General features: G+C 55.7%; 14 protein-coding genes. 7 read left to right on the top strand and 7 right to left on the bottom strand.

The window, feature by feature from the left end:
* The first annotated feature begins 19 nt into the window (after positions 1 to 19).
* A complete protein-coding gene (locus FAES_RS13825; protein WP_015331844.1) occupies positions 20 to 883 on the top strand; it encodes an alpha/beta fold hydrolase in 864 nt (287 codons plus the stop codon).
* On the opposite strand, the gene FAES_RS13830 is transcribed toward FAES_RS13825, so the two are convergent.
* Both FAES_RS13830 and FAES_RS13835 read right to left on the bottom strand, forming a co-directional pair.
* A complete protein-coding gene (locus FAES_RS13830) occupies positions 880 to 1,638 on the bottom strand; it encodes a thiol-disulfide oxidoreductase DCC family protein (protein WP_015331845.1) in 759 nt (252 codons plus the stop codon). The genes FAES_RS13825 and FAES_RS13830 overlap by 4 nt on opposite strands.
* Before the next feature lie 117 nt (positions 1,639 to 1,755).
* A complete protein-coding gene (locus FAES_RS13835; protein ID WP_041257865.1) occupies positions 1,756 to 2,256 on the bottom strand; it encodes a GbsR/MarR family transcriptional regulator in 501 nt (166 codons plus the stop codon).
* Positions 2,257 to 2,568: 312 nt separating this feature from the next.
* Here FAES_RS13835 and FAES_RS13840 point away from each other — a divergent pair, with 312 nt between their 5' ends.
* On the top strand, positions 2,569 to 3,195 hold the full coding sequence (locus tag FAES_RS13840) for an NUDIX hydrolase (RefSeq protein ID WP_041257867.1): 627 nt from the start codon (positions 2,569 to 2,571) through the stop codon (positions 3,193 to 3,195).
* An 82-nt stretch (positions 3,196 to 3,277) separates the two neighbouring features.
* On the opposite strand, the gene FAES_RS13845 is transcribed toward FAES_RS13840, so the two are convergent.
* Complete coding sequence (locus tag FAES_RS13845) at positions 3,278 to 4,285, bottom strand: nitrilase-related carbon-nitrogen hydrolase (protein ID WP_015331848.1); 1,008 nt, start codon at positions 4,283 to 4,285, stop codon at positions 3,278 to 3,280.
* A gap of 330 nt (positions 4,286 to 4,615) precedes the next feature.
* Between FAES_RS13845 and kynU the strand changes: the two genes are divergently transcribed.
* Positions 4,616 to 5,914 carry a kynureninase gene (gene kynU / locus FAES_RS13850; protein ID WP_041257869.1) on the top strand — a complete coding sequence of 433 codons (1,299 nt, stop codon included), beginning with the start codon at positions 4,616 to 4,618 and terminating at the stop codon, positions 5,912 to 5,914.
* Here the strand turns inward: kynU and FAES_RS13855 are convergent.
* Both FAES_RS13855 and queG read right to left on the bottom strand, forming a co-directional pair.
* Complete coding sequence (locus tag FAES_RS13855; RefSeq protein WP_015331850.1) at positions 5,888 to 6,556, bottom strand: TetR/AcrR family transcriptional regulator; 669 nt, start codon at positions 6,554 to 6,556, stop codon at positions 5,888 to 5,890. The genes kynU and FAES_RS13855 overlap by 27 nt on opposite strands.
* Positions 6,557 to 6,637: 81 nt before the next feature.
* Positions 6,638 to 7,579 carry a tRNA epoxyqueuosine(34) reductase QueG gene (gene queG / locus FAES_RS13860; protein ID WP_015331851.1) on the bottom strand — a complete coding sequence of 314 codons (942 nt, stop codon included), beginning with the start codon at positions 7,577 to 7,579 and terminating at the stop codon, positions 6,638 to 6,640.
* Between the two features lie 522 nt (positions 7,580 to 8,101).
* Here queG and FAES_RS13865 point away from each other — a divergent pair.
* On the top strand, positions 8,102 to 8,938 hold the full coding sequence (locus tag FAES_RS13865) for an alpha/beta hydrolase (protein WP_041257871.1): 837 nt from the start codon (positions 8,102 to 8,104) through the stop codon (positions 8,936 to 8,938).
* A gap of 218 nt (positions 8,939 to 9,156) precedes the next feature.
* The gene (locus tag FAES_RS13870; RefSeq protein WP_015331852.1) at positions 9,157 to 9,651 is read left to right on the top strand and encodes a GyrI-like domain-containing protein; all 495 of its coding nucleotides are present in this window, start codon (positions 9,157 to 9,159) and stop codon (positions 9,649 to 9,651) included.
* Positions 9,652 to 9,681: 30 nt separating this feature from the next.
* On the opposite strand, the gene FAES_RS13875 is transcribed toward FAES_RS13870, so the two are convergent.
* Positions 9,682 to 11,214, bottom strand: a complete 1,533-nt coding sequence (locus tag FAES_RS13875) for a S8 family serine peptidase (RefSeq protein WP_015331853.1) — start codon at positions 11,212 to 11,214, stop codon at positions 9,682 to 9,684.
* Between the two features lie 147 nt (positions 11,215 to 11,361).
* On the opposite strand from FAES_RS13875, the gene FAES_RS13880 reads away from it, so the two are divergent.
* A complete protein-coding gene (locus tag FAES_RS13880) occupies positions 11,362 to 12,657 on the top strand; it encodes an aminopeptidase P N-terminal domain-containing protein (protein WP_015331854.1) in 1,296 nt (431 codons plus the stop codon).
* Between the two features lie 69 nt (positions 12,658 to 12,726).
* On the opposite strand, the gene FAES_RS13885 is transcribed toward FAES_RS13880, so the two are convergent.
* On the bottom strand, positions 12,727 to 13,368 hold the full coding sequence (locus FAES_RS13885; protein WP_015331855.1) for a TetR/AcrR family transcriptional regulator: 642 nt from the start codon (positions 13,366 to 13,368) through the stop codon (positions 12,727 to 12,729).
* Positions 13,369 to 13,727: 359 nt separating this feature from the next.
* Between FAES_RS13885 and FAES_RS13890 the strand changes: the two genes are divergently transcribed.
* Complete coding sequence (locus FAES_RS13890) at positions 13,728 to 14,930, top strand: saccharopine dehydrogenase family protein (RefSeq protein WP_015331856.1); 1,203 nt, start codon at positions 13,728 to 13,730, stop codon at positions 14,928 to 14,930.
* Positions 14,931 to 14,965 lie beyond the last annotated feature (35 nt).

The following is a 14,965-nucleotide window of genomic DNA, read 5'->3' on the forward strand; positions in this document are numbered from 1 at the left end:
TGTATTGGTTAAGTGATGTATGGCTTTTGTTGATACAAATCAGGTACGTCTGCACGTCGTAGAGGCAGGGCCAGCCGACGGGCCGCTGGTGATACTATTGCACGGATTCCCGGAGTTCTGGTATGGCTGGCGGGCGCAGATCGACGCGCTGGCTGCGGCAGGTTACCGGGTCTGGGCACCCGATGGGCGGGGTTATAACCTCAGTGACAAACCGGCTGGCCTTAGTCCGTACACCATCGACAAACTGGTGGCTGACGTCGTTGGGCTCATCGCCGCGGCGGGCGTAGAAAAAGCGACGGTGGTAGGACACGACTGGGGCGCGATAGTGGCCTGGTGGCTGGCGATAACCCACCCTGACCGATTGGAACGGCTGGTTTGCCTCAATGTGCCGCACCCGGCCGTGATGAGCCGGTTTTTGCGTCGGTCGCCGCGCCAATTGTTGCGGAGTTGGTATGCCGTGTTCTTTCAGGTGCCGCGCCTGCCCGAATGGCTCAGTCGCCTCGGCAACTGGTGGAGCCTGACCCGCACGCTGCGCCGGAGCAGCCGCCCAGGTACGTTCACTGAAGCTGATCTGGCCACCTACCGAGCCGCGTGGGCACACCCCGGACCAACAGGGGCGCCCGCGCTCCGAACGATGGTGAACTGGTATCGAGCCTATGCCCAACGGGGCCCGACCCTGCCCGCCCGTCATCGAATTACGATGCCGACGTTACTGATCTGGGGCGTCAGGGATGCCTTTCTGGTGCGCGACATGGCGCAACCCAGCATCGACCTGTGCGACCGGGGCCGGCTGGTCTTTTTCGAGAACGCCACCCACTGGGTGCAGCACGAAGAAGCTGATGCCGTGAATCGACTGTTGATCGACTTTATCGGCCCGGCCTAACCATTGAGCAGCACAAACAGGGCAAACGGCACGTTCAGCCTATCGGGCAACTGCATCACCCGCAGCCGGACGAGGTGCTGCCAGAGTATGATGGCGTTCCCTGCCAGCAGTAGTATAGGCCAGTCAAACGCGAAACCGATTGATTTGACGAGCCCGCCAACCAAGATGCTCATACCCAGATGCCCCAGGTAGTCGAGTATATTGGCGAGGCGGGTAGTCGATGAGTGGCGAAGAATGTAGCTGCCTGTCACCAGGAGGTGAGTGGCCAACATACCAGCGGCTAGTGGTGTAACGGACCCGACAGCCGCCAGGTGGCCTGTAAGCAGCGTACCGAAGAGTAGCACGAGAAACACGATCCGATAGCCAAGGTTAAAATCGGGCGTAAGGTCCATGAGGTGCGGGCGCTCGGGCGGGGCCGGAAACAACAGACGGCGGTTGTAAGAAACAAAGGCGTAGAACCGCCTGCCCAACTCAAACAGCAGCGTGTCGCGAATGAAGCGGGTAAAACGGGGCCAGCGGCGCTGAGTTACGGTCAGAATAGCCTCGACGCCATACTGCGCCTCACCGGTTTCCAGGTTTACGAACGGAATTTCGTGCCGCTGCCGCACAGGGTCAAGCCGATTAACCAGCGCAGGGTCGGTGATGGCATGGCTGGCTATACGGTCTTCGGCAGGTAAAGCGCCCGCAACGACCAGCCCTTTCGTATACGCCCGGCATAGAGGACAGTCAGCGTCGTAGATCAATACTTTTTTCATCGTGAGAGAAGTGTTAACTAGTAAGATGAATTATTTGTATTTTCAGAAAACAATGAAAGTTTGTAAACCTAAAAAGGCCACTTCACTGTGGCCCGTTTTTGCCCGATTGGGGGAGCGTCAGGTGAAAATCTTAAAAAACTGGTTGACGAGCCACGTTTCTTCCGTCTTCAATACGGCGCTAACAGTGGAATCCGCAAAATGGGCGACGCGGCTGATGTTACCGATTACCTTCGTAAACTCAGCCGCTTCCGCTGAGTCAGGTGCAACGCGCTTTAGTTCCTCCAGCACATCCAGCACGGGGGCAATTTCGCGACGGCGGCGCTCCTTAACCACTTGCTTGGCTACCTTCCAGATATCTTTTTCGGAATAAAAGTACTCGCGGCGTTCGCCTGCTTTCAATTGCTTGAAGACCAGGCCCCAGTCCATCAAGTCGCGGATATTCATGTTCGCATTGCCCCGCGAAATCTGAAGCTCGGCCATGATCGTGTCGGTATCCAGCGGTTCTGGCGAAATCATCAGCAGCGCGTGAATCTGCGCCATGGTGCGATTCACACCCCACTGGGTAGCCAACGTACCCCAGGTCTGAATGAACTTAGCCTTTGCCTCCGCGAATTCCATACACCAAAGGTACATGGATTTTTCATTTTCACTATTTTTTGAAAATAAAAAATACAATGGTGGATTATAGCTACGCTGCTACTGGTAATACCGATAGACGGACACTTAGTCAGGGGAAGCCGCGATTACCTTAGGTATAACCTCACTTACGGGGGCCAATACCGAAAAGACGGTCGTAGGTCGTTCGGATGCCGTATGCCGACTAATTTGCGGAGGGGCAGGGAAGGGTTGGGGTCTATTCCGTACATTTGGGCAGATGAGCCATCTTGTCTAGGGGTAGCCTCTTTACTTTGCCCGCTGTCGCCTCACCGAATGACCCACACTGCGTTTACTGATTTTACCGCTAACCTTCAACAACGACTTCAGCAACCGTTACCCGGCGAAGCAGCGCATCGCCTGATGGCGTCGTCGGCCCGCACCAAGCTGGGTATTCGACCCAACGAACGGACCCGGCGCAGCGCCGTCCTGATCTTATTTTACCCCTACCAGAACACGATTTACCTGCCGCTCATTCTGCGGCCGCAATACGACGGCGTACATGCGGGGCAGATGGCGTTTCCGGGGGGACGCATGGAACGTACCGACCGCGATTTGATTCAGACGGCCCTGCGGGAGGCGCAGGAAGAAATCGGCATTCGGGTGCAGGACGTGAAGGTGCTGGGTAAACTGACGGAGCTGTTCATTCCGCCGAGCAATTTCTACGTACAGCCGGTGGTAGGAGCCATGAAAACCCGCCCCGATTTTTACCCCGACCCCCGCGAAGTCGATGCCGTTGTCGAGGTAAGCCTCGACACCCTGCTCGACAAAACCATCGTCGGCGACAGCCAGATTCAGGTCCGGGGCGTTACCGTCGACGCACCTTATTACGACATTCAGGGCCACCGCGTCTGGGGCGCCACCGCCATGATGATCGCCGAATTACTGGCCGTGCTGGAATAGGGGCAAGGGTTTGTAGGGACTTGCAGGGTAGGCAGGTAATCGTGTGCTCCATGCAATTCCCTGCCTACCCTGCGAACCCTTGTTATTTCTCAAACAGGCGCTTGATAACGTCTTGCTGGTTGCGCTGGAAAACGGCACGGTCGGGCGTTTCGGCCAGCAGCGTGTTGGGCGGGTAGTAGCTGTGTTGCGCGTAGCTGTCGGCGTAGAGTTCAAACCGCTGCCGCGACAGCAGGTTGGCCGGGCCGGTGCGCTGCCGAAACTGACGGAGCGCGTTCAGGTCGATGTCGGCGTTGGCGACCATACTTTCGCCCGCTCCCGCTTCGGCCAGCACCAGCCCCTTGTAATCGACGATTTTGGAGCCCGTATCGAGTGAACCCATCGGGATGTTGATGCCCGCTACCCCCGCCGAGTTGGCCGACACCACATAGCCCATGTTTTCGGTGGCGCGGGCCATCTTCGCCACGTTGCGCGGGGTCAGCATGGGGCTACCAGCCTCTGAAGTCGAGTGCAGGAAAATTTCGGCCCCGCGCATGGCCAGGCAGCGCGCCACTTCCGGGTACAGAATCTCTTCCGACGCAATGCAGGCCAGGTTGCCAATGTTGGTTTTCGCGACCGGAAAAACGGCGTCGTAGCCGTACGCTTCCAGGTAGTAAGCCCACACATCGTGCGGAGTGGGCGTCAGCATGGCGTTGAGGCGGCGGTAGCGCAGAATGACGTCGCCGTTGGGACCCATGATAAAGCTCGTCTGAAAATACAGGTCGGGGAAGTGCGGGTCGAGCTCGTAGGCGTTGCCGGAAAAATAGATCTTGTGTTTTTGCACCATGGCGCCCAGTGCCTCGTAAATCCGGCCGTCGAGTTCGAGGGCGGCCTTGTCGCGCCAGTCGATCAGGCTTTCGGTTTGCGGAAACCCCGTCAGAAAATACTCGGGCACCACAACCAGCAGGGTATCCCGGCCAGCAAAACCGATGGACGCTTCAATCTGTTTGTCGATGCGGTCGATCGAAGCCAGCATGACAGCTTCAGCTTCGTCGCGGGTGGTCGTGTGGTTAATGGTCTGGCAGGTTAACTGGAGCGCGAGGGCTTTGTACATGGGGGAAGGAGTTGCAATAACTGACCAGACGTGATCGTCCAATCAATCATTTGTTTCAAACGTGTATTGATGGTGGTAAAAACAACGATGACACGCCTGCAAATTACACCACGGACGTTAATTCAGTGCGCGCGTGGCCATCCGACCAAAAAAGACAGCGTGCTGGTGGGCGGTTGGTACCCGCTAAGCCGATGATAAGCATCGCTTTAGCCCGGCAGGCCTGGCTGAAACCGGCCTACGATCCTCCGCAACGTACCCAGACGGATACGATTAATCGCGCCGATGACTGTACTTTGTAGCCCGAGCCGAGTCTGGCTCGTCTTGTCGCCCATGAACTTCGTCAACGACCGCCTCTTTGCCCGCCAGCTCGATCAGGCCGATCCGCTCCGTACCTACCGCGAGCAGTTTCACATGCCGCAGCGCAACGGTCAGCCGCTCATTTACTTCTGCGGCAATTCGCTTGGGCTGCAACCCAAAGCGACCCGGGCCGCCATCGATCAGGAATTGGCCGTGTGGCAGCAACTGGCCGTGGAAGGCTGGTTTGAGCGGGACCCGGTTTTACAGAACGACCCCTGGCTGACCATCCACGAACGGAGCAAAGCCGCGCTGGCGCATATTGTGGGCGGCACGGAGGCCGAGGTATGCGCCATGAACAACCTCACGGTCAACATGCACCTGCTGCTGACCTCGTTTTACCGACCTACCGAAGGACGTACCCAAATCCTGACCATCAGCGGCGATTTTCCGTCGGACCAGTATGCGCTGGAAACCCACGTGCGGGCGCGGGGGCTCGATCCGAAGCAGGTGCTGGTTGAGGTCGCGCCCCGCCCGGATGCCGTAACCTGGCAATTGACCGATCTACTTGACGCCATCGACCAGCACGCCGACCAACTGGCACTGGTGTTGTTGAGTGGCGTGCACTACTACACCGGGCAGGCGTTTGATATGGCCGCCATTGCGCGGAAAGCGCAGGCACACAACATCCTTGTCGGTTTCGATCTGGCGCATGCTGTTGGCAACGTACCCCTGAACCTCCACGAGTGGGGCGTCGACTTTGCCTTCTGGTGTACCTATAAATACCTCAACAGTGGGCCGGGCGGCCTATCGGGTGTGTTTGTACACGAGAAGCACCATGACGCTGCCAGCGATACCAGCAACGTACCCAGACTGGCCGGCTGGTGGGGCTACGACCAGACGCGTCGGTTTGAGATGACCGGGGGCTTCGTGCCGATGCGGGGTGCCGATGGCTGGCAGGTGAGCACACCCACGGTGCTGTCGATGGCGGCCCACAACACCGCCGTGCAGCTAACGGCGGCAGCGGGCATGCCCAACCTGCGCCGGAAAAGCGAACAACTGACCGCCTATCTCCAGTTTTTGCTGACCGATCTGACGCAGCAGGGCCTCCTCACGATCATCACCCCCGCCGACCCGGCGCAGCGTGGTTGCCAGCTTTCGTTGCTGGTAGCTCAGCGGGGGCGGGCTGTTTTCGAGCAGCTTACCAAAGCAGGCATCATCGGCGATTGGCGCGAACCTGATTGCATCCGGCTGGCGCCAACACCCCTCTATAATACGTTTGACGAAGTCTGGCAGGTGGCCGACACGCTACGCCGTTTGCTGACCGCCGGCTGAGACGGGCTGCGCGGCCGTAGTGGGCACGTCGGTCGTTTCGGTCAGCTTAGCCAGCCCGTCGTATAAGTACTGAACGGCCCGCTCAATCTGGTCCCAGCCCTTTTCGTCGCCGAGGGAAATGCCCAACAGCGTGCGTTTGTCCTGCGCCAGAAACGTCAGCATCGTCATGGCGCTCACCAGGATAGCCAATAGCGGTCGCCCGTGCGCCGGGTGCACCAGCCGTGACATGGTATCGACCAGCGATTGAATTTGCTCTTCTTTCCCCGCCATAAGGGGGTTGATTGCCCCCGGCTGGTAGGCAAGCAGGTCGTTTTTCAGGATTTGCTGGGCGGGTGAGTTGGTTTTCAACTCCCGGAACTCGTTGAGCAGGTAGTCGCAGCAGAGTTTCAGAAAGGCCTCGGGCGAGAGCCCGTCCAACTGACTTCGGTCGATGAGCGGGTCGGTGCTCACGGGCATGTACTTGGCATAATAGGCCTCGATAAGCCCACTCAGCCCGCCAAAGTAGCGGTAAATCAGGATTTTATTCACCTTCGCCTGTTGAGCCAGTCGGTTGATACGTACCTGGTCAAAGCCTTCAGTGGTGATCAGTTCGTGAACGGCATCAATTAATCGTTGTTCGGTTTGCTGTCGATCGCGGGTCATAGAGAAGCTGATGTTACCCTGTGTCTGATCTTGTAAATCAGTTGATTAATTACAGTTTAAATATAGCGTTAGACTGCTTGTTTAACCTTGTTGGTTTAAAAAAGTTACATTTCGTTGCCAACCTTCCCATTTTGTTCGCTTCACGGGCGACCGCCGAAATACTTCTTTGAACACCTCTTCGGTGATTTCCTGCCAGTCGTTCCGGCTCACCGCCGTCAGCTCGGGCGATGGGTCAAAGGCAGGTGTCTGATGCGGTTTGGCGAACCGATTCCACGGACAAACATCCTGGCAGATATCGCAGCCAAAGACCCAGTTCTGGAATTTGCCCCGCACGTCTTCGGGAATGGCTTCTTTCAGTTCGATCGTGAAGTAGGAGATACACCGGCTGCCATCCACCACATAGGGTGCCACGATGGCGTCGGTGGGGCAGGCGTCGATACAGCGCGTGCAGGTGCCGCAGTGGTCGGTGGTGGGGCCGTCGGGTTGGAGGGGTAGGTCGAGAATCAGCTCGCCGATGAAGAAGAAGCTGCCCATTTGCCGGTTGAGCAGGTTGCTGTGTTTACCCACCCAGCCCAGCCCGCTTTTGGCCGCCCACGCCTTGTCCATCACCGGTGCCGAATCGACAAAGGCCCGGCCGCCCACCTCGCCAATCTCATCCTGAATAAACTGAAGCAGGTCTTTGAGCTTGTCTTTCAGCACAAAATGGTAGTCGGTACCGTAGGCGTATTTGGAGAGCTTCAGGTCGTCGTCGCCTTCGGGCAGGCGCTTGGCCGGGTCGGGGAAGTAGTTGAGCAGCACCGACACCACCGATTGGGCCCCGTCGACCAGCAGGCGAGGATCGAGCCGTTTGTCGAAGTGGTTGGCCATGTAACCCATCTGCCCGTGCCTATTCTGGTTGAGCCAGTTCTCAAGGCGTGGGGCTTCGGCTTCCAGAAACTCCGCTTTGGCAATGCCGCAGAAGTCGAAGCCTAGGTCAAGGGCTTTGGCCTTAATCAGTCGGGCGTTGGTAGCAGCGTTGTTCACAAACCCATAAGGTTTTCGAACCGGTATAGGTTTCCTCGTCAGGTACGTACTATCAAGGCGGTGGAAAGCATCGAAAAAGACGGTGGAACCAGCTGCTACAACATATACGCTTGTGTACGGCGAAATTCAACCGTATCTTTTCGTGAATCAGTCAAGCGGTTTGTTAGCCCCAACGTAGGGAAAGCTCAAGTATCAAATCAAATTAATTACCCGTGTTGCATGGGCAGGCTTCCGACAGCAGGATGCGGCCACAGCGGTTGGACCTTTGGCTCGTTCGGCGGATTTCGGCTGACAGGATAAACGCCCCGGTTGGGCAAGATCAGTTTGCCGGGTAGCGTCTTGGCGATGGGGTGCATGCCCCGAAAAGCAAGAGCTGAACTAAATACAGTACTACAAAATGCGAACCGGGCCGCCGGTGCGGTGCGTATTTTGTAGTGAACGTGCTGCAATCAGCAAGTTGGCAGCAATCTTTAACGAGGCATTTTATATTTATGCACTATTACCGGACTTTTCGTCAATAATATGAAGCATTTCATAGTGATCTTTATACTTCTCACATCACAGGCAATAGCCCAAGCACCACAGTTGTATAATCATGTCGCCAACGACGTGCATTTAATACATTCCCGGGTATTAAATCAAGATCGCCAAGTATACATTAATGTTCCAAAACTCGATTCTGTAGATAGTGGCAAGGCATTACCCGTTTTATATCTCTTAGATGGGGAGAATCATTTTCACATTCTTTCTGCATATATCGAGTATTTAAGGCATTGGCAGGTTATTCCTCCAATACTAGTAGTAGGCATTGTCAGTTTGGATCGAATAAAAGACCTTACACCCATTACTAGTTTAATCGACTTTGACGGTAAAGTGTCTTCTAAGTATAAGACTTCCGGCGGCAATGAGCAGTTTTTTGACTTTATTCAACAGGAATTGATGCCTTACATAGAGGCTAATTATAAAACAAGTTCTTTCAAACTATTCGCCGGACATTCACTCGGTGGTCTTACCGTTATTAATTGCATGCTTACGCGTCCTGATATGTTCAATGCATATATTGCAATAAGCCCTTCGGTATGGTTTGGTAATAAATATATTGTATCAGTGGCAGAACAAAAACTACCAAAACTGCCAATGAGAGACAAAAAATTTTTCTATAGCGTAGGGAATGAAGATGGTCATTTTCGAAATGATTTGCTAATACTTGATAAACTAGTTAAACAGAGTAGGTTGAAAACCTTTGAACACAAGTATAAATATTATCCTTACGAAGACCACATGACAGAGCCAATTCCGGCCTATTATGATGCGATACGGTTTGTCTATAAGAATTGGAAAAACGATATGAAAAAGTGATTTGATTGCAATAAGTGGAAATTAGACAGCTCAAAAAACCTGCACAACTTCATGTGTGTAAAGACGCCTGCGTCGCCATCACCAGCTAGAGTCGCCAGGTGACCCGGTTTTGCTTACTTCCATTGCCGGGTTCCGTCCAATAATGTAAATGCCCCGCCGGAGGCACTGCTATTACAATACAATTATAGTGCAGGTGCAACCGTGACCAACAAAACCCGATGCAACCACGGATTGAAACAATTGCGGCCAAAACACTGGTCGGGATGCGGCTGACGATGTCATTGACACACAACCGGACGAGCGACCTGTGGCGGGCGTTTATGCCGCTTCGGCATCAGATCGCCAATCAGCTATCGACGGAGTTGATATCATTGCAAACGTACCCAGCGGGGTATTTCGACGCCTTCAATCCGGCTGTGGAGTTTGAAAAATGGGCCTTGGCTGAGATGTCGGATGTAGGTAACGTACCTGACAAAATGCAGGCGTTCACGCTGCCGGGTGGCTTGTATGCCGTGTTTTTAGACAAAGGCTCCAGCTCCGATACCCGCACTATCCAATACATCTTCACGACCTGGCTACCCGCCTCCGCTTATGAGCTAGACCACCGGCCTCACTTCGAGGTGCTGGGTGCCAATTACAAAAACGCCGATCCCCACTCGGAAGAAGAAATCTGGATTCCCATCCGGCCAAAGACCATGGCTATTCCGATTTAATTCGGATCCTAAGCGGATACGTACCCAGCCCTATTCCCAGATCACCTCAACCACTTCTCGCTTCAAATCGATGGTGGTGCGGGCTTCGTTGGGTTGTCGGCGGATGATAAGCTGGTTTTTGGCGGGGCGTACCACGTCCTGCTGCAAGACGTGCGTGGCGTCTTTCTTCCGAAAAATCGACACGGCCGTTTCGGGCTGATCGAGCGTCAGGGCAAATTGCTTGCCTTTGGCACGTACCTCGCGGGCGGTCTGGGGTGGTTCCTGCCCGCGTACCAACGCCAGCGCGCGGCTCGCCTGCGGGACGCCGTACCCCACGTAATTGTTGCCGTAGGGGTAGAGGTGCGCCGATTTTTCGATGATCTCCTTGATTTTTCGACTCGACAGCTTCGGGTTGGCCTGCATCAGGCAGGCGGCAAAACCCGTAATCACCGGGGCCGACAGCGACGTGCCGTAGAGTGAGAAGCACGCGACATTAGGTTTCAGGTAGGGGAGTGGCTCCGGCCCGATGCTGCTATAGCCGATGCGGTTCCAAAGGCGCGCGTTGGTAGCCCCCACGGCCAGTACGCCCTCGGCATCGGCCGGGGTGCTGATGATCCGCCAGCTGCGGTCGTCGCCCTCGTTGCCCGCCGACACGATGATGAGCATACCCTTCTTGTCGACAGCCATCTGCGCGGCGCGGCTAATCAGGCTGGTATGGCCATCCATCTGGAACGTTTCGTAGTTCTCCTGCGGATTGGAAAAGCCTCGTGCGTAGCCCAGCGAGGTGTTGATCAGTCGCACGCCCAGGCTGTCGAGCCATTCCATTGCCTGCACCCAGTTGTCTTCTTCGCCCCGAAACTCCCGGTTGCCAGCGTCGGTGCGGGCCAGGTAAAACGTAGCGTCGTAGCCCAAGCCCAGTTGCAGATTCCCAACGGGATCATACCCCGCGATGGCCGCCAGCACTTCGGTGCCGTGCGTGTCGGAATACGTGTCGAGGGTGCGGAAGAGGTTGTCTTTCGATTTGGCCCGGTTCACGTAATCACGTACCTGCCGGAAGCCGCCCCGCTGGGCGATGGGCTTCAGCACCGCCGCTGAGTCGGCCGCAAAAAAGCCCGCGTCGATCACGCCGATCTGCACAAAACGCCCCGTGAGGTTTTCCTGCGCAAACGCCTGCGACTGAATCTGCCCCATCACCGGGGCCAATTGGGGCTGGCTCAGGCTGGGTACGTCGGGCAGGCTCGTGATCACGATGGCGGGGTCGATGGAGTGCACCTCACGCACGAAAGCCAGCCGTTTGACCTGCTCACGTTGGGCCTCGGTCAGCCGGGCCGACACCGCGTTGAGCCAGCGCGACTGGCTTTTCGGCGCAATGCCCAGGGCCTGTAACTGCCGCACATACGTACCTGAAACCGGTTTGTCGGTGTCGTCGACCGGCAGCTGGAGCGCCTGGCGGTTGGCCAGAGCCTGCGCCGACAGGGCGGGCGTTGCCGATGGGTCTTTGTCGGTCAGCAGAATCCAGTAAGCCGGTTGAGCCGCCACCAACGTGGCCGAAAGAATAAGGGCAAGAAGCAGCAGATGACGCATAGCGCAGCAGAAAACAACGATCTTTGGCGATGAAGGCTAGTTGTGGTCATTGGTCGTGCTTATTGACCGCGAGGAATGACGCCGGAGGCCAGTGACCACGACTAACACCAATCAATCAACAAAACAAACACGATTTCGTCCTTGCTTATGCGCTATTCGCCCATTGATAGCCAACTTTTCGTGCAAAATCGGCAGCGACTCACCCAACTGTTGCCCGGGAAGGCGATGGTGATCCTCAACGCCAACGACATTCTACCCACCAACGCCGACGGCACGCTGCCCTTTCGGCAAAGCAGCGACCTATTCTACCTGTCGGGGGTCGATCAGGAAGAATCGCGGCTGGTGCTGTTTCCCGAGCACCCCGACCCGAAATTTCGCGAAGTGCTGTTCCTGCGCGAAACCAGCGAACTGATCGAAATCTGGGAAGGCCACAAACTCACCAAAGCCGAGGCCGAAGCGACGTCGGGCATTCCGCAGAAACAGATTTACTGGAACACCCAGTTCGAGGCCATCTTCACGCAGATGGTCTTCGAGGCGCAGGTCGTTTTCCTGAATGCCAACGAGCATACCCGCAACGGCAACGAGGTAGAAACGCGGGAGGCCCGGTTTGTGGCCGATTTTAAACGCCAGTATCCGCTGCACACGCTCGCCCGGCTGGCGCCGCTGATGCATCAGCTGCGGGCCATCAAACTGCCGCAGGAGGTGGCCTTGTTGCAGCAGGCAATCGACATCACCGACGGTATGTTCCGCCGACTGCTTGGCTTTGTGAAACCCGGCGTCTGGGAATACGAAATCGAAGCCGAGATGATGCACGAGTTTTTGCGAAATCGCTCGCGGGGGGCGGCTTATACGCCCATCATCGCGTCGGGTAAAAACGCCTGCGTGTTGCATTACATCGAAAACAATGCGCAGTGCCAGGCGGGCGAGGTGCTGCTGCTCGATCTGGGAGCGGAATACGCCAACTACAACGCCGACATGACCCGCTCCATTCCGGTAAGTGGCCGCTTCACGCCGCGGCAGCGGGCAGTATATGACGCCGTACTGCGTGTGATGCGGGCCGCCACGCAACTGCTCGTAACGGGCAATATCTGGGACAACTACCACCGCGAAGTAGGCAAAATCATGGAGTCGGAACTGATCGGCCTCGGTTTGCTCGACCGGCACGAGGTGGCGAAACAGGACCCCGACGCGCCGCTCTACAAGAAATACTTCATGCACGGCACCTCCCACTTCCTGGGTCTCGACGTGCACGACGTGGGCAACAAGTACCGCCGCTTCGAGCCGGGTATGGTCTTCACCTGCGAACCGGGCATCTACATTCGGGAAGAAGGGCTGGGCATTCGGCTCGAAAACAATATCCTGATCACCGAAACGGGCAATATTGATCTGATGGCCAATATTCCCGTGGAGGCCGATGAGATCGAGGCGTTGATGAATGCCTGATACAAAAACAGGCAGCGGGGATGCCCGCTGCCTGTATCAATGCACTAAGGAAGGGATGTGTAGGAAAACTTACTTGGCAACGGCTTCTTTGCTTTCAAGGGCCATGCTCAGGCTGTTGAAAATGCGGCGAACGGCCGTTTCAACGCGATCCCAGCCCTCCTCGGTCGTCATGTCGAGGTCAAGAATTTTGGTGCGGTTACTGCTAACGAGGGTCATATACGTTACCCCGCCCAGCACGATAGCCGTCAAGGCAGCCGGATCGTAGGCCGGGAACGGTGCCAGTTTGTCGACAATCTTCTTGTACGACTCGTTGCGGAACGTCGACAGGCGGCGGGCCAGTTCGGTTTCGCCGTTCTGCATTTCCCAGCGGATCAGCTCCTGCGATGATTTGCGGCTGCGGAATTCGCGGGCCAGTTTGATGACATACTCCGACCAGATTTTGCTGCGCTCTTCAGGCGCCGGGTTGGAGGGCACCGTGTCGATAAACCGGTCGTTGAACATCGACAGGAAGAAGCCCCGCTGCACGTAGGCTTCCAGCAGCCCATTCCAGCCACCAAAGTAGCGGTAAATGAGTACTTTGTTAACTCCTGCCTTTTCGGCTACGGCGTTGATGCCTGCCTTCTTGGTACCCTTTTCGGCCATAACGTCACCCATAGCGCGCAGGATGCGCTCCATGGTCATAGCCCGGTTACGTCTTTTTACTTGCTTCATAGTCACTCTGTTTTAGAAGTTGTCACTCAATACTTGGCACCTGTATTCGCAAAACTGTAGAATTAGAATCATGTTACCAAGCGGTAACGTGAAAAAAATTGAACGGTAAGTATTATATTATTATAGAAACATAACCAAATATAAATAGACGCTTTCGGTTAAATGGCTCGTTATCAATGTACCAACAAATAAGTGGGTAATTGTGGTCCTATTTTACGCCTACTTTAGGGTTAGTAAATTGATTTTGTAACCTGTGGTTTACATGGGAGTCGGCTAGCTAACAGCCTGCCGAATTAGCAGGCAGCCGTTGGTTCTGCCTATCTTTGCACCTAAAATAATGATAAAGTAATCATAAGTCTATGGCCAATGTGCTAATAATTGGGGCGGGTGGTGTAGGTAGTGTCGTGGCGCACAAATGTGCCCTGAATGCCGATGTCTTCACCGACATAACCCTTGCCAGCCGCACGAAAGCGAAGTGTGACAAGATCGCTGCCGAAATCGAGTCGATGCACGGCGTTACCATCAAAACGGAGCAGGTCGATGCCGATGTGGTGGCCGACATGGTGGCTCTGATCGAGCGGGTAAAGCCGTTTCTGGTGATTAACGTCGCGTTGCCCTACCAGGATCTGCCGATCATGGACGCCTGTCTGGCGACCAAAACGCACTACATGGATACGGCCAACTACGAGCCGAAAGACGTTGCCAAGTTTGAATACAGTTGGCAGTGGGCCTACAAGCAGCGTTTTGAGGAGGCGGGCATCATGGCCCTGCTCGGCTGTGGATTCGACCCCGGCGCCACGCAGGTGTTTACGGCCTACGCGGCCAAGCATCAGTTCGATGAAATGCATTACCTCGACATCATCGACTGTAACGCGGGTAACCACGGCAAGGCGTTTGCCACCAACTTCAACCCCGAAATCAACATCCGTGAGATTACGCAGCCGGGGCGCTACTGGGAAAACGGCGAGTGGATCGAGATTCCAGCGATGAGCATTCACAAGCCGGTCGTCTACCCCGAAATCGGTCCCAAGGAGTCGTACGTGCTGTACCACGAAGAATTGGAGTCGCTGGTGAAGAACTTCCCGACGCTGAAACGGGCCCGGTTCTGGATGACCTTCGGGCAGGCGTACCTAACGCACCTCGAGGTGCTTCAGAACGTGGGCATGACCCGCATCGACCCGGTGAAATTCAACGGGATGGACATTGTGCCGCTGGAATTCCTCAAAGCGGTGCTGCCCGCGCCCGATACGCTCGGCGAAAACTACACGGGTCAAACCAGCATTGGCTGCCAGATCAAGGGCGTGAAAGACGGGCAGGAAAAAACCTATTATATCTGGAACAACTGCGACCATGCCGAGACCTACAAAGAGGTACGCGGGCAGGCCGTCAGCTATACCACCGGCGTACCGGCCATGATTGGGGCCATGCTGCTGATCAAAGGCGAGTGGCTCAAACCGGGCGTCTGGAACTGCGAAGAGCTCGATCCCGATCCGTTCATCGAGCAGATGAACAAGCAGGGCCTGCCGGTTCAGGACAAAATCTTGACCGAGGAAATCGTCTAGGCAACTGCCTGAATAAGCAGCCAACAATAAAAACG

Source organism: Fibrella aestuarina BUZ 2 (assembly GCF_000331105.1).
GTDB classification, from domain to species: domain Bacteria; phylum Bacteroidota; class Bacteroidia; order Cytophagales; family Spirosomataceae; genus Fibrella; species Fibrella aestuarina.